The organism is Pseudomonas sp. LBUM1652, from assembly GCF_059716105.1.
In genome coordinates this window covers 994185-1011952 of sequence record NZ_CP166804.1, presented here as the reverse complement: position 1 = coordinate 1011952, position 17768 = coordinate 994185, and the positions used below count along the sequence as shown (strand labels likewise).

At 59.2% G+C, this 17768-nt stretch carries 22 protein-coding genes; 11 read left to right on the top strand and 11 right to left on the bottom strand.

The annotated features are described in order from the left end of the window. Positions 1–5: 5 nt before the first annotated feature. Genes mlaD through ACA069_RS04435 form a run of 3 tightly spaced genes read right to left on the bottom strand, consistent with a single transcriptional unit; the run spans position 6 to position 2079 of the window. On the bottom strand, positions 6–473 hold the full coding sequence (mlaD, locus tag ACA069_RS04445; protein WP_187676787.1) for an outer membrane lipid asymmetry maintenance protein MlaD: 468 nt from the start codon (positions 471–473) through the stop codon (positions 6–8). Then, complete coding sequence (mlaE, locus tag ACA069_RS04440; RefSeq protein WP_497616459.1) at positions 473–1270, bottom strand: lipid asymmetry maintenance ABC transporter permease subunit MlaE; 798 nt, start codon at positions 1268–1270, stop codon at positions 473–475. Before mlaE ends, mlaD begins: the two co-directional genes overlap by 1 nt. Continuing rightward, on the bottom strand, positions 1270–2079 hold the full coding sequence (locus ACA069_RS04435) for an ATP-binding cassette domain-containing protein (protein WP_187676785.1): 810 nt from the start codon (positions 2077–2079) through the stop codon (positions 1270–1272). Before ACA069_RS04435 ends, mlaE begins: the two co-directional genes overlap by 1 nt. Positions 2080–2354: 275 nt before the next feature. Between ACA069_RS04435 and ACA069_RS04430 the strand changes: the two genes are divergently transcribed. The 10 genes from ACA069_RS04430 (at position 2355) to ACA069_RS04385 (ending at position 9382) form a co-directional block, all read left to right on the top strand. Beyond that, positions 2355–3329: a KpsF/GutQ family sugar-phosphate isomerase gene (locus ACA069_RS04430; protein WP_047299779.1), complete on the top strand. Its 975-nt coding sequence runs from the start codon at positions 2355–2357 to the stop codon at positions 3327–3329. Then, positions 3330–3854: a KdsC family phosphatase gene (locus ACA069_RS04425; protein ID WP_042557670.1), complete on the top strand. Its 525-nt coding sequence runs from the start codon at positions 3330–3332 to the stop codon at positions 3852–3854. 8 nt (positions 3855–3862) lie between these two features. Continuing rightward, on the top strand, positions 3863–4435 hold the full coding sequence (lptC, locus tag ACA069_RS04420) for an LPS export ABC transporter periplasmic protein LptC (protein WP_187676783.1): 573 nt from the start codon (positions 3863–3865) through the stop codon (positions 4433–4435). Beyond that, positions 4422–4967, top strand: a complete 546-nt coding sequence (gene lptA, locus ACA069_RS04415) for a lipopolysaccharide transport periplasmic protein LptA (protein WP_008085067.1) — start codon at positions 4422–4424, stop codon at positions 4965–4967. Before lptC ends, lptA begins: the two co-directional genes overlap by 14 nt. Then, positions 4967–5692 (top strand): LPS export ABC transporter ATP-binding protein, encoded by a 726-nt coding sequence (lptB, locus tag ACA069_RS04410; protein ID WP_008085069.1) that lies wholly within the window; start codon positions 4967–4969, stop codon positions 5690–5692. The genes lptA and lptB overlap by 1 nt, the downstream gene beginning before the upstream one ends. A gap of 187 nt (positions 5693–5879) precedes the next feature. Further along, positions 5880–7373 (top strand): RNA polymerase factor sigma-54, encoded by a 1494-nt coding sequence (locus ACA069_RS04405; protein WP_489879229.1) that lies wholly within the window; start codon positions 5880–5882, stop codon positions 7371–7373. Between the two features lie 73 nt (positions 7374–7446). Further along, on the top strand, positions 7447–7755 hold the full coding sequence (hpf, locus tag ACA069_RS04400; protein ID WP_187676780.1) for a ribosome hibernation-promoting factor, HPF/YfiA family: 309 nt from the start codon (positions 7447–7449) through the stop codon (positions 7753–7755). Positions 7756–7766: 11 nt separating this feature from the next. Beyond that, positions 7767–8231: a PTS IIA-like nitrogen regulatory protein PtsN gene (gene ptsN / locus ACA069_RS04395; RefSeq protein ID WP_187676779.1), complete on the top strand. Its 465-nt coding sequence runs from the start codon at positions 7767–7769 to the stop codon at positions 8229–8231. A gap of 2 nt (positions 8232–8233) precedes the next feature. Continuing rightward, the gene (gene rapZ / locus ACA069_RS04390; RefSeq protein WP_401271477.1) at positions 8234–9091 is read left to right on the top strand and encodes an RNase adapter RapZ; all 858 of its coding nucleotides are present in this window, start codon (positions 8234–8236) and stop codon (positions 9089–9091) included. Between the two features lie 15 nt (positions 9092–9106). Beyond that, on the top strand, positions 9107–9382 hold the full coding sequence (locus tag ACA069_RS04385) for an HPr family phosphocarrier protein (RefSeq protein WP_497616454.1): 276 nt from the start codon (positions 9107–9109) through the stop codon (positions 9380–9382). A gap of 94 nt (positions 9383–9476) precedes the next feature. Here the strand turns inward: ACA069_RS04385 and ACA069_RS04380 are convergent, their stop codons facing one another. The 6 genes from ACA069_RS04380 to pmbA form a co-directional block, all read right to left on the bottom strand. Further along, positions 9477–10370, bottom strand: a complete 894-nt coding sequence (locus ACA069_RS04380; protein ID WP_497616452.1) for a ZIP family metal transporter — start codon at positions 10368–10370, stop codon at positions 9477–9479. 30 nt (positions 10371–10400) lie between these two features. Then, on the bottom strand, positions 10401–11012 hold the full coding sequence (locus ACA069_RS04375; protein ID WP_489879280.1) for a superoxide dismutase: 612 nt from the start codon (positions 11010–11012) through the stop codon (positions 10401–10403). A 1-nt stretch (position 11013) separates the two neighbouring features. Further along, positions 11014–11454: a DUF2753 family protein gene (locus ACA069_RS04370; protein ID WP_497616450.1), complete on the bottom strand. Its 441-nt coding sequence runs from the start codon at positions 11452–11454 to the stop codon at positions 11014–11016. A 27-nt stretch (positions 11455–11481) separates the two neighbouring features. Next, positions 11482–12858, bottom strand: a complete 1377-nt coding sequence (locus tag ACA069_RS04365) for a class II fumarate hydratase (protein WP_497616449.1) — start codon at positions 12856–12858, stop codon at positions 11482–11484. Continuing rightward, on the bottom strand, positions 12839–13246 hold the full coding sequence (locus ACA069_RS04360) for a FagA protein (RefSeq protein ID WP_095190848.1): 408 nt from the start codon (positions 13244–13246) through the stop codon (positions 12839–12841). Before ACA069_RS04360 ends, ACA069_RS04365 begins: the two co-directional genes overlap by 20 nt. 152 nt (positions 13247–13398) lie before the next feature. After that, positions 13399–14751: a metalloprotease PmbA gene (pmbA, locus tag ACA069_RS04355; protein ID WP_187676772.1), complete on the bottom strand. Its 1353-nt coding sequence runs from the start codon at positions 14749–14751 to the stop codon at positions 13399–13401. A 102-nt stretch (positions 14752–14853) separates the two neighbouring features. On the opposite strand from pmbA, the gene yjgA reads away from it, so the two are divergent. Further along, positions 14854–15378: a ribosome biogenesis factor YjgA gene (gene yjgA, locus ACA069_RS04350; protein WP_007915377.1), complete on the top strand. Its 525-nt coding sequence runs from the start codon at positions 14854–14856 to the stop codon at positions 15376–15378. Between the two features lie 51 nt (positions 15379–15429). Here yjgA and tldD read toward each other — a convergent pair whose 3' ends face one another. Both tldD and ACA069_RS04340 read right to left on the bottom strand, forming a co-directional pair. Next, complete coding sequence (gene tldD / locus ACA069_RS04345) at positions 15430–16872, bottom strand: metalloprotease TldD (protein ID WP_497616447.1); 1443 nt, start codon at positions 16870–16872, stop codon at positions 15430–15432. Between the two features lie 3 nt (positions 16873–16875). Next, complete coding sequence (locus ACA069_RS04340) at positions 16876–17736, bottom strand: carbon-nitrogen hydrolase family protein (protein WP_305441410.1); 861 nt, start codon at positions 17734–17736, stop codon at positions 16876–16878. Positions 17737–17768: the final 32 nt, after the last annotated feature.

Here is a 17768-nt window from a genome sequence, read left to right as displayed (position 1 = left end):
GCTCCTCATTTGGCGTCTTTGCTAACGGTATTGAGCAGGAATTTACCGATCAGGTCTTCCAGTACCAGTGACGACTGTGTGTCGTGAATGGTTCCACCATCCTTCAGAGGGGTATCTTCCCCGCCTACGCTGATACCGATGTATTTCTCGCCCAACAGACCAGCGGTCAGGATAGACGCTGTGGAGTCGGTCGGCAGGTTGTCGACCTTTTTATCCACTTGCAGGGTCACCCGACCGGTGAAGCTGTCGCGATCCAGATCGATTGCGGTGACCTTGCCGATGGTTACACCGGCCATGGTCACTTTGGCTCTGACCGTCAGACCAGCGATATTGTCGAAGTAGGCATAAAGTTTATAAGTTTCGGTGGTCGAAGTCGGAGACAGGCCACTGACCCGCAAAGCAAGCAGCAGCAAAGCCAGGATCCCTGCCAGCAGGAACAGGCCGACACCGATTTCCAGGGTGCGGTTTTGCATCAGAAATCTCCAAACATCAAAGCGGTCAGAATAAAGTCCAGGCCCAGTACTGCCAGCGAGGCAAATACTACGGTCTTGGTGGTGGCACGACTGATCCCCTCGGAAGTGGGCTCACAGTCATAGCCTTGGAATACGGCGATCCAGGTCACGACGAAGGCGAAAACGATACTTTTGACGACGCCGTTGAGCACGTCACTGGTGAAGTTCACGCTGTTCTGCATGTTTGCCCAATAAGACCCTTCATACACACCCAGCCAGTCGACAGCCACCCAAGAACCGCCCCAGATACCCACCACGCTGAAAATCATCGCCAGCACCGGCAGGGAAATGAATCCGGCCCACAGACGCGGGGCAATAATGTATTTGAGCGGGTCGACACCGATCATTTCCAGACTGGAAAGCTGCTCGGTGGACTTCATGTTGCCGATTTCCGCGGTCAGCGCCGAACCGGCACGTCCGGCGAACAGCAGCGCGGTCACCACAGGGCCGAGCTCACGCAGCAGCGTCAGCGCAACCATCTGCCCCACCGCCTGCTCCGAACCGTAGCTCGACAGAATGCTGAAACCCTGAAGTGCCAGCACCATGCCGATGAAAATCCCGGAGACCACAATGATCACCAGCGACATGACGCCGACCGAATGCAACTGCTTGACCAGCAAGCCGAAACCGCCGCTGATACCGCCACGCCCTATCAAGGCGTGAAACAGGAACAGCGTGGCCCGACCGAACACCGCAACGGCGTCGATCGCTGCTTCGCCGAACCGACGCACGCGTTCTATTAATGAAATTCTGCGCATCAGCGCTTCCCCAGAAGATCTGCGCGGTAATCCGTCGCTGGAAAATGGTACGGCACCGGGCCATCGGGATTGCCGGTCATGAACTGGCGGATACGCGGTTCGTCCGAGTTCATCAGCTCATCGGGCGTGCCCTGCCCCAGTACCTGACCATCACCCACTACATAGATGTAGTCGGCGATGCTCGCGGTTTCGGCCAGATCGTGCGAAACCACGATACTGGTGATCCCCAACGCATCGTTGAGCAGACGAATCAGGCGTACCAGCACGCCCATGGCGATCGGGTCCTGTCCAACGAACGGTTCGTCGTACATGAGAATCTGCGGATCAAGCGCAATGGCCCGCGCCAGCGCTACGCGCCGCTTCATGCCACCGGACAGCTCATCGGGCATCAAGTCGATTGCACCGCGCAACCCCACCGCCTGCAATTTGAGCAGGACGATGTCGCGGATCATTTCTTCCGGCAACTCGGTATGAACGCGCAGGGGGAAAGCGACGTTCTCGAAGACATCGAGATCGGTGAACAGAGCGCCGCTCTGAAACAGCACACCCATGTGCTTGCGCGCATCGAACAGATCACTGCGCGACAGCGCCGGCAGGTTCTGACCGTTGACCCAGACTTCGCCGCTGGCAGGACGCAACTGTGCGCCCATCAAACGCAGCAGCGTGGTCTTGCCACACCCGGAAGGCCCCATGATGCCGGTGACCTTGCCGCGCGGTATGCGAATATCGACGTTATTGAAAATGCTGCGCGCACCGCGCTTGAAGGAGACTCCCTTCAGCTCGACCGCGTAGGCGTTATCGGCACTCATCTAAACTCCTTGCGATGCAGCCTCTCACTCGGACGCCTGGCTTTATTTAAAAAGCACGTACATCCCGGGCAGGCCGAACTGGCGGCGAACTATATCACTGCAAAGGCCATGCGCCCAAGGCTTGTGCCAGCCTGTGTTCGGCGATATGGCAGGGCTGGCGGCTCTTTTCCCGGGTTTTGGTAACGAGGAATGACAAAGCACGACGAACTTGCGTGAGGCTTTGCAACATAACCGCTATAATCGCCGCCTTTTCATCGGGCTATACGATTTCTGACATGAGCCAATCCAGCGACCTGATTCAATCGGCACAACGCACCATCCGCCTCGAAGTGGAAGCCGTTCAAGGCTTGTTACCCCATATCGACGCCGATTTCGTACGCGCTTGCGAGATGATTCTGGCCAGCAAAGGCCGTGTGGTGGTGGTCGGCATGGGCAAATCCGGGCACGTCGGCAACAAGATTGCCGCAACTCTGGCGAGCACCGGCACCCCGGCATTCTTTGTACACCCGGCTGAAGCCAGCCATGGCGACATGGGCATGATTACCCGTGATGACGTGATCCTGGCCCTGTCGAACTCCGGCTCGACCAACGAAATCGTCACCCTGCTGCCCTTGATCAAACGCCTGGGCATCCAGTTGATCAGCGTGACCGGCAACCCGGCCTCGCCGCTGGCGAAAGCCGCCGAAGTGAACCTCAATGTTCACGTCGAGCACGAAGCCTGCCCGCTGAACCTGGCCCCCACCTCTTCGACCACCGCCGCGCTGGTCATGGGCGATGCCCTGGCCGTAGCGTTGCTGGAAGCTCGCGGTTTTACCGCTGAAGATTTCGCCTTTTCCCACCCGGGTGGCGCCCTGGGCCGTCGCTTGTTGCTGAAAGTGGAAAACGTCATGCACGCCGGGCAGGAATTGCCGCAGGTGCAGCGCGGCACACTGCTCAAGGATGCGCTGATGGAAATGACCCGCAAGGGTCTGGGCATGACTGTCATCCTTGAAGCCGACGGCAAGCTCGCCGGGATTTTTACCGACGGCGATTTGCGCCGCACCCTGGATCGCAGCATCGACATCCGCAGCGCCACCATCGATCAGGTGATGACGGCCCACGGCAAAACCGCACGGCCCGAAATGCTCGCCGCCGAAGCCCTGAAAATCATGGAAGACCACCGAATCAACGCACTGGTCGTTGTCGATGAGGAAGATCGCCCGGTCGGCGCTTTCAACCTCTCCGATCTGTTGCGCGCAGGAGTGATGTAAATGAGCACCGATCTGTTACAACGCGGCAAAGCGATCAAACTGGCGGTTTTCGACGTCGACGGCGTCCTCACTGACGGTCGCCTGTACTTCCTTGAAGACGGCAGCGAATTCAAGACTTTCAACACCCTCGACGGCCAAGGCATCAAAATGCTCATGAACGCGGGTGTGCAGACCGCCATCATCAGTGGCCGCAAAACCCCCGTAGTCGAGCGCCGAGCGAAAAACCTCGGCATCCCGCACCTGTTTCAGGGGCGCGAAGACAAATTGGTGGTTCTGGACGGTCTACTTGAACAACTGGGCCTAAGCTATGAACAGGTCGCCTACCTCGGTGACGACCTGCCCGACCTGCCGGTGATCCGTCGCGTGGGACTGGGCATGGCCGTAGCCAACGCTGCCGACTTCGTCCGCGAACATGCCCACGGCGTAACCCGGGCACGTGGCGGCGAAGGTGCAGCCCGCGAATTCTGCGAATTGATCCTGCGCGCCCAGGGCCGCCTCGATGCGGCCAATGCCGCGTACTTGTGAGCCAAACCATGTTCAGCAAAAAATTTCGTAACTTCCTGCTGTTCGGTTGCATCGCCGCGATATTCGCTGCGGTCGGCTACTGGAACATCAGCCCGGAACGCTTCCTCGACAAGCCTGCGGTTTCCTCCGTAGAAACGCCTATCGACTGGTATGCGACCAACACCCACACCGTGCAATATCTTCCGGACGGCAAAGTGCAGTATGAAATGACCTCCGAGAAGGCCGAGCACGTCAAGGCGACCGACATCACGCTGGTCACCAAGCCTGACCTGAACATGTACCGCGGCACAGATTTCCCGTGGCACGTGACCAGCGAACGCGGCGAAGTGAACTCGGGCGGTACCGAAGTCGAGCTGATCGACTCAGTACGCATCAAGCGCACCGATGAAAAGAACCGCGCCACCCTGATCACGTCCACTCGCATGACGGTGTTCCCGCAGCAGGAATATGCGCAGACCGCGCAACCCGTTAGAATCGACGGCGCTGGCGGTGTATCGACTGGCGTAGGAATGAAAGCGTATCTGAAGGAAAGCAGGATACACCTGCAATCGAACGTAAGAGGACAGTATGAGGCTCGTTAAAACCCTCCCTATTTTGCTCAGTCTGGGCGCAGCACTGGGAAGCGTGAGCGCCTGGGCTCTGCCGAACGATCAAGAGCAGCCAATCCGCATTCAGGCCGACGATGCCCAGCTGGACGACAAGAATGGCGTTGCCACTTATAAAGGCGACGTGATCATCACCCAGGGTTCGATGAAGGTTACCGGCAACACCGTAACCATCACCCGTACCCCGACCGGTGACATCGACGTGGTGACCTCGGTGGGCAACCTGGCCTACTTCGAGCAACTGCAAACCGCTGGCGATACCAAACCTGTTCAGGGCTGGGGCGTGACGATCCAGTACCACGCTGCGCAAAATCGCGTCGTGCTGATCGATAAAGCCAAGGTTGTCGACAAGGACAACAACACCACCCAAGGCGAGAAAATCGTCTACGACACCGTGAAGAAACTGGCCAGCGCCGGCCGCGCTACCGGCAGCAAAGTCACCGAAGCGCGTCCGCGCATCGACATGGTGATCCAGCCGAAGAAGAAAACCGAAGAGAAAACCCAGTAATGGCAACTCTGAAAGCTCAGCACCTGGCCAAGGCCTATAAAAGCCGCCAGGTCGTGCGTGACGTCAGCCTGTCGATCGACAGTGGCCAGATCGTCGGCCTGCTCGGCCCCAACGGTGCCGGCAAGACCACGTGCTTCTACATGATCGTCGGCTTGGTACAGGCCGATCAAGGCCGTGTGCTGATCGATGATCTGGACGTCAGCCACCAGCCGATGCACGGTCGCGCCAAGGCGGGTATCGGCTATCTGCCGCAAGAAGCGTCGATCTTCCGCAAACTGTCGGTGGCCGACAACATCATGGCCATCCTCGAGACCCGTCAGGAACTCGACAAGGCCGGCCGTCGCAAGGAGCTGGAAAGCCTGCTGCAGGAATTCCACATCAGCCACATTCGCGACAACCTCGGCATGAGCCTGTCCGGTGGTGAACGCCGACGGGTGGAAATCGCCCGCGCCCTGGCGACAGCACCGAAATTCATCCTGCTCGACGAACCGTTCGCCGGTGTCGACCCGATCTCGGTCGGCGACATCAAGCAGATCATCCATCATCTCAAGGCCAAGGGCATCGGTGTTCTGATCACCGACCACAACGTCCGTGAGACGCTGGACATCTGCGAAACCGCCTACATCGTCAACGACGGTCAGTTGATTGCCGAAGGCGATGCAGAAACCATCCTGGCCAACGATCTGGTCAAGGAAGTGTATCTGGGCCATGAATTCCGCCTGTAAGCCTGTTAGTGCCGAGTGAGCCGCCCGGGCGCTGTATCGATTCAAGCAGAATTTAATACGCTTTAATTGTTACAGCGCTCTAGGCAAACACTTCAGTTTCAGGCATATAATTTGCTTAAGTTTGGCGCTCCGGCGCCCTGTAGTGGATGGCGCATAGCGCCGGCGAATAAGGTGTTAAGCCCCTGCCATGAAACCATCGCTAGTCTTGAGAATGGGCCAGCAGCTGACGATGACACCGCAGCTGCAACAGGCTATCCGCCTGCTCCAATTGTCGACCCTGGATCTGCAACAGGAAATCCAGGAGGCCCTGGAATCCAATCCGATGCTCGAACGCCAGGAAGAAGGCGACGACTTCGACAACTCCGATCCTCTGGCCGACAACGCTGAACAGAAGCCCAACACCGAGATCCAGGAACCCTCCTATCAGGAAACCGCCCCGACGGTGGATAACCTAGAGGAAGGCGACTGGAGCGAACGCATCCCCAACGAGCTTCCGGTCGATACGGCCTGGGAAGACGTCTACCAGACTAGCGCCAGCAGCCTGCCCAGCAGCGACGATGACGAGTGGGACTTCACCACCCGTACCTCCGCCGGCGAAAGCCTGCAAAGCCACCTTCTGTGGCAACTTAACCTCGCGCCGATGTCCGACACCGATCGACTGATCGCCGTCACCCTGATCGATTGCATCAACAATCAGGGTTATCTGGACGAAACCCTCGAAGAGATCCTCGAAGCGTTCGATCCAGAACTGGACATCGAGCTGGACGAAATCGAAGCCGTTCTGCACCGCATCCAGCAATTCGAGCCTGCCGGCATCGGCGCCCGCAATCTTGGCGAATGCCTGCTGCTGCAACTACGCCAGTTGCCGGCCAAGACGCCTTGGCTGGCCGAAGCGAAACGTCTGGTCACCGATTATATCGACCTGCTGGGCAGCCGCGATTACAGCCAGTTGATGCGGCGCATGAAGCTCAAGGAAGATGAGTTGCGTCAGGTCATCGAGCTGGTGCAGAGCCTCAACCCGCGCCCGGGCTCGCAGATCGAATCGACTGAAGCCGAGTACGTCGTACCGGACGTCATCGTGCGCAAGGACAACGAGCGCTGGCTGGTCGAGCTGAATCAGGAGTCGGTGCCTCGCCTACGGGTCAACGCCCAGTACGCCGGCTTCGTGCGACGCGCCGATACCAGCGCCGACAACACCTTCATGCGCAATCAGTTGCAGGAAGCGCGCTGGTTCATCAAGAGCCTGCAAAGCCGCAACGAAACCCTGATGAAAGTTGCCACCCAGATCGTTGAGCATCAGCGCGGGTTTCTGGAATACGGCGATGAAGCCATGAAGCCGCTGGTCCTGCATGACATCGCTGAAGCGGTCGGCATGCACGAGTCGACGATTTCCCGGGTGACCACGCAAAAATTCATGCATACACCGCGCGGTATCTATGAATTGAAATACTTTTTTTCCAGCCACGTCAGCACCTCCGAAGGCGGTGAATGCTCGTCCACGGCGATCCGCGCGATCATCAAAAAACTGGTTGCCGCGGAAAATCAGAAAAAGCCGTTGAGTGACAGCAAGATCGCTGGTTTACTGGAGGCACAAGGCATTCAGGTGGCTCGCCGCACCGTCGCCAAGTACCGCGAGTCCCTAGGGATCGCGCCTTCGAGCGAACGCAAGCGGTTGATGTAAGCCACGTTACAGCGTTCCAGTGGCAGGCTTTTCGGCCTGCCGCTTTATGCACTGGCAACGAAGGAGAAGCTGTATGCAAGTCAACATCAGTGGACACCAACTGGAAGTGACCGAACCTCTGCGCACCTACATCAACGAGAAACTCGAACGATTGGAGCGCCATTTCGACAAGATTACCAACGTGCAAGTCACGATGTGTGTCGAAAAGCTGAAGCAGAAAATCGAAGCCACCTTGCATATTCCCGGCAGTGAAGTGGTCGCCAACGCGGAACATACCGATATGTACGCCGCGATCGACGCCCTGACCGACAAGCTGGATAAACAACTCAAAAAGCATAAGGAAAAGACCCAGAGCCTGCTCCAGGGCGCGACCGGTCGATAACCCCCCACTCCATGATCCGACTTGAAAGTATCCTGACCCCCGGCCGTTCCCTCGTGAACGTGCCGGGCGGCAGTAAAAAGAAAGCCCTCGAACAGATTGCCAATCTGATCGCCCGCGAAGTGCCGGCTCTGGAGATGCAAGATGTCTTCGAGGCCCTGATCGCTCGTGAGAAACTCGGCTCCACCGGTTTCGGCAACGGCATCGCCATTCCTCACTGCCGCCTCAAGGGTTGCCAATCGCCTATCAGCGCCTTGATGCACCTTGAAGCCCCAATCGATTTCGACGCCATCGACGGTGCTCCGGTTGACCTGCTGTTCGTATTGCTGGTGCCTGAAGCTGCGACCGATGCGCATCTGGAATTGCTGCGTCAGATCGCCAGCATGCTTGATCGTAAGGACGTTCGCGAAAAATTGCGTAGTGCTTCGAGCAACGAAGCCTTGTATCAGGTCGTCGTGGACGAACAAAGCGGGCACTAATCATGCGCTTGATCATCGTCAGTGGCCGTTCCGGCTCGGGCAAAAGTACGGCGTTGAATGTCCTTGAGGACAACGGCTACTACTGCATCGACAATTTGCCGGCGGGCCTGCTGCCGGAACTCGCAGAGCGCGCACTCATTCATACTGAACTGGCACAACCGCTGGTGGCAGTGTCGATCGATGCGCGTAATCTGCCGAGTCATCTGTCACGCTTCCCCGAGTTGCTGGAAGAAGTCCGCAGCCGCCACATCCAGTGCGATGTGTTGTATCTGGACGCTGACGAAGAAACTCTGCTCAAACGTTTCTCGGAAACCCGTCGTCGGCACCCGCTGAGCACCGCCAATCGGTCGCTGGCTGAAGCCATCAACGATGAGACCGCCCTGCTCGGCCCGATTGCCGATCTTGCCGACCTCAAGGTCAACACCACCAATCTGAACCTGTACCAGCTGCGCGATACCATCAAGCTTCGTTTGCTGAACCAGCCGGAGCCCGGTACGGCGTTTCTGGTCGAGTCATTCGGTTTCAAGCGCGGCATGCCAGTCGACGCCGATCTGGTGTTTGACGTGCGATGCCTGCCCAATCCGTACTGGAAGCCAGAGTTACGCGCGCAATCCGGTCTTGATGAGCCCGTGGCCGAGTACCTGGCGGCACAGCCGGAAGTCGAGGAAATGTTTCAGGACATTTTCGGCTACCTGCACAAATGGCTGCCGCGCTTCGCCGCGAGCAACCGCGCCTACGTCACCATTGCCATTGGCTGCACCGGCGGACATCACCGCTCCGTCTACCTGACCGAACGTCTGGGTCAGGCCCTGCAGAAAACCCTGAAGAACGTCCAGGTTCGCCACCGCGACCTCACTTAAAGGATTCACACCGCGATGCCTGCTCTGGAAATCGAAATCATCAATAAACTGGGTTTGCATGCCCGTGCGTCAGCCAAGTTTGTCGGGGTCGCCGGTCAGTATCCGGATTGCACGATCAGAGTGGGCCGGACACCAGAGTCCACCGTGGATGGCAAAAGCATCATGGCGATGATGATGCTGGCTGCGGGCAAAGGCACCAAAATCTATTTGAGTACCAAAGGACATCAGGAACGGGAAGCTCTGGATGCGCTGGTAGCGTTGATCAACAACTACTTCGATGAAGGCGGTTAATAGCCAAAGTCAAAAGATCGCAGCCTTCGGCAGCTCCTACATTGGAATGCTTTTCCTGTAGGAGCTGCCGAAGGCTGCGATCTTTTGATCTGCTTCAACCCAACGCCGTGTCCATCACCATCATCAGACAAAATCCGATCAAAAGCCCAAGGCTGGCCAGTTTGTCGTGACCATTGCGTCGCGACTCGGGGATCACTTCGTGGGTCACCACCAGCAACATCGCTCCCGCCGCCAGCGCCAGGCCCAAGGGCAACAGCACCTGCGCCAAGCTGACCAGCCACGCACAGAGCAGCGCAAACACCGGCTCGACCAGCCCTGACGCCGCACCGATCAAAAACGCTTTGACCCGCGACATCCCTGCACCGGCCAGCACCAGCGCGATCACCAGACCTTCCGGCACATCCTGCAACGCGATGCCCATGGCCAGACTGTCAGCATCGGGCATACCACCACCGGCCGACACGCCGACCGCCATGCCCTCCGGAATGTTATGGGCAATGATGGCGAACACAAACAGCCAGATCCGCGGTGGAATCACCGGGTGCTCGACTGTGCCGATGAGCATTCCGGGTGAGGCGCCAGAGACCCTGCGATCAACCAGGTACAGGCCGAATGCGCCGAGCATGATGCCGAAGCAGATCAGGCCGCTGGCTGCCCAAGGTGCCAAACCAAGGCTTTCGGCAGCGGCAATGCCCGGGACGATCAACGAAAAAGCCGTCGCTGCCAGCATCACCCCGGCACCGAAACCGAGCAACGTATCGCCTAGTGCCTGCGGCATGTTGCGAATCACCAGCACTGGCACAGCACCAAGTGCCGTTCCCAGGGCGCAGATCGCACCGCCCTGCAACGCCCTTGACAGCCGCGGCTCCAGGTTCAGCCATTCCAGTCCGTGGGCGACCAGCAAAGTCATACCCGCTAACAGCAACAGCGATCCCACTGCGTAACGAAACATACGCCCACTTCCGATCGCCAGTGTTTCAGTGCCCATAGTCAGCCTTGGATTGTTTTTATAGAAGACTTAAACCAGTGCGGCGTGATAACGCGCAGCAACTTGAGGCCAATTGATCACGTTGTAGAACGCATTGATGTATTCCGGGCGGCGGTTCTGGTAGCGCAGATAGTAGGCGTGTTCCCAGACATCCAGACCGAGAATCGGCGTGTTGCCACTCATCAGCGGGCTGTCTTGGTTGCCGCTGCTTTCCACAACCAGGGTCTTCTCCGGGGTAACGCTGAGCCACGCCCAACCACTGCCGAAACGGGTCAGTGCAGCTTTGGTGAATGCCTCTTTGAAACTGTCGAGACCACCCAATTGTTCATCGATGGCCTTGGCCAGTGCACCGTCCGGCTTGCCGCCGCCATTTGGCACCATGACTTCCCAGAACAGCGAATGGTTGGCGTGACCGCCGCCCTGATTGATTACCGCCGCACGGAGTTTTTCCGGCAATTGCTGGACGCTGGCCACCAGTTTTTCTATCGGCCACTCGGCATATTCGGTGCCTTCGACTGCCGCGTTAAGGTTGTTGATGTACGTCTGGTGATGCTTGGTGTAGTGGATTTCCATGGTCTGCGCATCAATGTGCGGTTCCAGGGCGTTGTAGGCGTAGGGCAAGGCAGGCAAGGTAAAAGCCATTTCAGTGGACTCCATGATGATGTGGGGCAGGCGCGCGGCGCGCATTGCCGGTATCCGGGTGCAGCAGGCGCTGAGTGCGCGGGTATTCGCCGTGCTCGCTGATGAAATTCAATAACTCGACGTAGGTCTTGCTGCTTTGGCGCAACGCTGCTTCGCGCAGGGCCAAGCGTAAACGCTCGTCCTGCATGGTCTGCAACAACCGCTGGTGAATGGCGCAGAGATACTCGGCGCTTTCCTCCGGCTGATTCAGGCACAGGTGCAGATCCGCCAGGTTGTGATGGGAGATGACACAGGCCGCCACCGCTTCGTCGGCATCTGCCCAGCGTTCGAACAAGACTTGCGCCAGGGCCAGGGCTTGCAGGTAAGCCTCACAGGCGTCAATCAGCTCTCCCAGCATGAAGCAGCGATTGGCCCGTTCGATCGTGCGTTTCCAGTGCTCCATGGTGAACCTCCAAAGCGGTTGCGGTGATTACACGCCGCCGGCGGTGAGTTTCTCGGGGTTGAGCAACTCTTCCAGTTGGCTGCGCGAAAGGTCGGTGTGTTCCAAGGCGACGTCGATCACCGGGCGACCCTGCTTGTAGGCCTGCTTGGCAATTTCGGCGGCTTTTTGATACCCGATGATCGGATTGAGCGCGGTGACCAGAATCGGGTTACGCGACAGCGCTTCCTTGAGCCGCGACTCATTGACCTTAAAGCTGGCGATGGCCTTGTCGCCCAGCAGGCGGCTGGAGTTGGCCAGCAGTTCGATGCTGCTCAGCAGGTTCTGAGCGATGATCGGCAGCATCACGTTGAGTTCGAAGTTGCCCGACTGGCCGGCGATGGTGATCACCGAATCGTTGCCGATCACTTGGGCTGCGACCATGGCGGTGGCTTCGGGGATCACCGGATTCACCTTGCCCGGCATGATCGAGGAGCCCGGTTGCAGAGCTTCAAGTTCGATTTCACCGAGGCCGGCGAGCGGGCCAGAGTTCATCCAGCGCAGATCGTTGGCAATTTTCATCAGCGACACAGCGGTCGCCTTGAGTTGCCCGGAGACGGCGACGGCGGTGTCCTGCGAGCCGATCAGCGCGAACAGGTCTTTGCCTTGGGTGAACTGCACGTTGGTGAGTTGGCTCAACTGGCGGCTGAAACGCGCGGCGAATTCAGGATGCGCATTGATGCCAGTGCCCACCGCCGTGCCACCCTGCGCCAGGGATTGCAGGCTTGGCAACAGGTCTTGCAGATGACCGATGTTGGCCTTGAGTTGTTGCGCCCAACCATTGAGTACCTGGCTCATGCGCACAGGCATGGCGTCCATCAAATGCGTGCGCCCGGTTTTGACGTGGTGATGCACTTGCCCGGCTTTGTGCTCGATGACTTGCACCAGGTGCAGCAGCGCCGGCAGCAGTTGTTCGTGCAACGCCAGCGCGGCGCTGACGTGGATGGTGGTCGGGATGATGTCGTTGCTGCTCTGCCCGCAGTTGACGTGATCGTTCGGATTGACTGGCTCATCGAGAAGACGGCTGGCCAACGTGGCGATCACTTCGTTGGCGTTCATGTTGGAGCTGGTGCCGGACCCGGTCTGGAAGATATCCACAGGGAAATGCTTCATGAAGTCGCCTTCGAGCAGGCCTTGGGCGGCGTCGCTGATGGCTTTGCCCTGGGCGGCACTGATCTGGTTGAGTTCGACGTTGGCCCGGGCGGCGGCGGCTTTGGCCAAAATCAGCGCGCGGATGAATTGCGCCGGCATCGGCTTGCCGCTGATCGGGAAGTTATCCACTGCACGCTGGGTTTGCGCGCCGTAGAGAGCGTCCACCGGCACCTGCAGTTCGCCCATGCTGTCGCGCTCAATACGAGTCTTGGTCATCAGTAAATCCTTGCACCAGTTCAATGAGAGGAATCGAGGGTTGCAACTCGCAGGTCGCCAGTTGCCAGGTGTAACGCTGCCAGCGTTTGAGCCGGCAATTGCACAGCGACAGGCGCTCCATTTCACGCAACGGGCGCCAGGCTTGATCGAGGCAGAGGCTGCGCCAGTGCCACGGCAAGGCGATGTCGGTGGCTGTGTCGAGCAGCAGACGGAACGAGGTTTCAGCGATAGTCCACGGGGAAGTTGCGGTACAGCAGGCCAGATACCGGCCTTCGGCCAGATAGTGTTCGATCAGACGCGGTTCGTCGGGATCCATCGCGCAACGGATCTGGCGACTCATCCAGCGCCAACTTTCGAGGTACGGCTGCTCATGCAAGGCAGAACTCATGATCCGGGACTCGTTCGGAGATGAGATTCATTATTAGATGATAATGAGAACCAAAACAAGGGTGCCTTTTTTAGGAGCCATCGTTGTGGCAGGCATAAAAAAGGCGCGCCACCCGATCGGATGGCGCGCCTTTTGGAGTTACGGGACTGGGTTTAGCTGCCCGCAACCGTCATCCGTTCGATCAACACCGAACCGGTGCGGATATTGCTGCGCAACTCCAGATCATTGCCCACGGCGACAATCTGCTTGAACATGTCGCGCATATTGCCGGCGATGGTCACTTCCTGCACCGCGAACTGGATCTCGCCGTTCTCGACCCAGAAACCCGCCGCCCCGCGAGAATAGTCACCAGTGACCATGTTCAAACCATGGCCCATCAACTCAGTGACCAACAGCCCACGACCCATGCGACGCAGCAATGCAGCCTGGTCTTCATCGCCATGGGTGACAAACAGGTTGTGCACGCCGCCGGCGTTGGCGGTGCTAGGCATGCCGAGTTTGCGCCCGGAATAAGTGCCGAGGATGTACGACACCAGCTCACCTTTTTCGACGAACGGTTTGGCGTAAGTTGCCAGGCCATCACCGTCATAAGAAGCACTGCCCATGGCGCGCATCAGGTGCGGACGCTCGTCGATGGTCAGCCATTCCGGGAACAGTTTCTGCCCTAGCGTGCCTTCCAGGAAAGACGATTTGCGATAAAGACTTCCGCCGGAAACCGCCGACAGGAAGCTGCCGAACAACCCACCCGCCAGTTCTGCAGAAAACAGCACCGGGACTTCGCAAGTCGGCACCGGACGTGCGCCCAGACGGCTCGCCGCCCGTTGCGCGGCACGTTGGCCAATGCTCACCGGGTCAGCGAGCAAAGTGCCCTGACGGTTCACGTCGTACCAGTAATCACGCTGCATCTGGCCATTAGCCTCGGCGATCATCACGCAGCTCAGGCTGTGCCGGGTCGACGCATAGCCACCAATAAAACCGTGGCTGTTGCCGTAAACGCGGCAACCCTGATGGGTGCTGAGCGTAGTGCCGTCGGCGTTCTTGATTCGTGCATCGGCATCAAACGCCGCTGCTTCGCAGAGCAATGCCTTCTCGATGGCCTGCTCCGGGGTGATATCCCATTCGTGGAACAGATCGAAATCCTGCTGATCCTTGGCCATCAGGGCGGCATCGGCCAGACCTGACGCTTCGTCTTCGGACGTGTGCTTGGCGATGGCCAGTGCAGCGGCGACCGTTTCGCGAATCGCATCAGGCCCGGTGGCGGACGTGCTGGCCGAGCCTTTGCGCTGGCCGACATACAGCGTGATGCCAAAGCCCTGATCGCGGTTGAACTCGACGGTTTCGACCTCGCGCTGACGTACCGATGTGGACAGCCCCTGCTCCAGCGACACCGCGACTTCGCAGGCACTGGCGCCCTGACGCTTGGCTTCGGCGATGATCTGCTCGACTTGTTCCTGCAGTGCCGGCAATGCCTGCGGGCCGACGCTTTGAACTGCACTCATGCTCATCTCCACTCAAATTCTGCTTTCGGCTGGGGTCATCGAGCGACCGGGCCGGACAAGCGGCCCCCGACTGGTTATCATGGCGGCGTTTCTTTGCGGACTGCCACCATGGTTGATTCTTACGACGACTCCCTCGATACGGGAGAAAAAAGCAAATCTCAGGTCAAACGCGAGCTGCATGCTCTGGTTGACCTCGGCGAGCGCCTTACAACACTCAAGCCTGACTTGATCGCAAAACTGCCGCTGACCGACGCGATGCGCCGTGCCTTGGCCGATGCGCCCAAGCACACCGCGAACATCGCGCGTAAACGGCACTTGCAGTTCATCGGCAAGCTGATGCGCGATCAGGACACTGACGCGATTCTGACGCTGCTCGATCAACTGGATGCCTCGACTCGCCAGTACAACGAGCGTTTCCACAATCTCGAACGCTGGCGTGATCGCCTGATCGCGGGCGACGATGCCGTGCTGGAGAAATTCGTCGTCGAGTACCCGGACGCCGATCGCCAGCAATTGCGTTCCCTGATCCGTCAGGCCCAGCATGAGGTTGCGCAAAACAAACCTCCTGCATCGAGCCGCAAGATCTTCAAGTACATCCGTGAGCTGGACGAGACTCAACGCGGTCTGCGTTGATATTCGTCATCGGGTGGTCGCCCTGTGCGCCACCCGCAGCTCCACCTCATCTTATGCGCCCGTGCCACCCACGGTGATCGCATCGATTTTCAGCGTCGGCTGGCCAACACCCACCGGCACCGACTGCCCATCCTTGCCACACGTCCCCACACCGCTGTCCAGCGCCAGATCGTTACCGACCATCGACACCCGGCTCATCGCCTCGGGACCGTTGCCGATCAACGTCGCGCCTTTGACCGGTGCGGTGATCTTGCCGTCCTCGATCAAATAAGCCTCACTGGTGGAGAACACGAACTTGCCGCTGGTGATGTCGACCTGACCGCCGCCAAGGTTGGCGCAGTAGATGCCTTTCTTCACCGAAGCGATGATTTCCGCCGGATCGCTTTCGCCGCCGAGCATGTAGGTGTTGGTCATCCGTGGCATCGGCAGATGCGCATAGGATTCACGACGACCGTTGCCGGTACGGGCGACGCCCATCAGGCGCGCGTTGAGCTTGTCCTGCATGTAGCCCTTGAGTACGCCGTTTTCGATCAGCGTGGTGCATTCGGTCGGGGTGCCTTCGTCGTCGACACTCAGCGATCCACGACGCCCGCTCAGGGTGCCGTCATCGACGATGGTGCAGAGTTTCGAGGCGACCATCTCGCCCATGCGCCCGCAGTAGGCCGAACTGCCCTTGCGGTTGAAGTCGCCTTCCAGACCGTGGCCGACTGCTTCGTGCAGCAGTACGCCAGACCAGCCCGAACCCAACACCACCGGCAAAGTACCGGCCGGTGCCGGAATGGCTTCCAGATTCACCAGCGCCTGACGCAGCGCTTCACGGGCATAGCCCATGGCACGGTCTTCAGCGAGGAAATAACGGTAGTCGGTACGCCCGCCGCCGCCATGGCCGCCGCGCTCGCGACGACCATTCTGCTCAACGATGACGCTGACGTTGAAGCGCACCAGTGGCCTGACATCCGCCGCCAGTCCGCCGTCGGTGGACGCCACCAGAATCCGCTCCCAGACCCCGGCCATGCTCACGCTGACTTGCTGGATGCGCGGATCGAGGGCGCGAGTGGCGACGTCGATGCGCTTGAGCAGTTCGACTTTCTCGGCACGCGTCAGCACTTCCAGCGGATTGTCCGGCGCATACAGCTGGGCGACGTCTTGTGTGGAGAACGCCTGCACCGTGCCATTTTGCCCGGCACGGGAAATCGAGCGTGCTGCACGCGCCGCAGCGCCGAGGGCTTCGAGAGTGATCGCGTTGCTGTAGGCGAAACCGGTTTTCTCACCGGACTGCGCACGCACGCCGACACCCTGATCGAGGTTGAAGCTGCCTTCCTTGACGATGCCGTCTTCCAGCGCCCAGGACTCGGAGATCTGGCCCTGGAAATACAGGTCGGCAGCATCGATGCCCGGGCCGGCCAAATCGCCGAGCACGCCTTGCAGGCTCTCGATCGTCACGCCGCCGGGCGCCAAAAGGTGATCACTGACTGAGGACAACAACTCGCTCATGGTTTAGGCCTTAAATTCATGTTCTGAAGCAGGTCGCTGTGCGCCCTGAGAGAAAAACCGCCGATGACGCGTCACCGGCATTCGCGCCCTGATGGACGCCTGTTCGTCGCTATCGCGTTCGGCCAACAGCACCGCTTCGCCTTGATCCTGATGCGCCAGCACACGCCCCCACGGGTCGACGATCGCCGCATGCCCGAAGGTTTCCCGCGGTCCCGGATGGGTCCCGCCCTGTGCTGCCGCCAACACGTAACACTGAGTCTCGATGGCCCGCGCGCGAATCAGCACATCCCAATGCGCCGCGCCGGTCACCGCGGTAAAGGCTGAAGGTGCCGTAATCAACTCGGCACCGGCGGCACGCAATTCGCTGTACAGCTCCGGAAAGCGCAGGTCATAACACACGGTCAGACCGACTTTGCCGACCGGTGTATCCGCAACCACCACACCACCGCCATAAGCATAGTCATCGGATTCGCGGTAACGCCCTCGATTGTCCGCCACATCCACATCAAACAGGTGCAGCTTGTCATACCGAGCAACGGTTTCGCCCTGATCGTTGATCAGCAGCGAGCATGCATGCGACTTGGCCGTCGGTTGATCGATGGGTGGTAGCGGCAACGTGCCGGCGACTATCCATAACCTGAGGTCGCGGGCCGTCTGTTTCAACCATGGCAGGATCGGACCTTCGCCCAATGCTTCAGCGCGACCGATGTCAGCGATGTCGCGACGGCCCATGGCAGCGAAGTTTTCCGGCAACACGGCCAGCTTCGCACCACCGGCCGCAGCCTGTTCGAGCAAGCGCCGGGCCTGAGCCAGATTGGCCAGCACGTCACTCTGGCTGACCATTTGAATGACCGCTAAAGACATGGCGAACTCCGCAAGAGGTATGCGGCCATGCT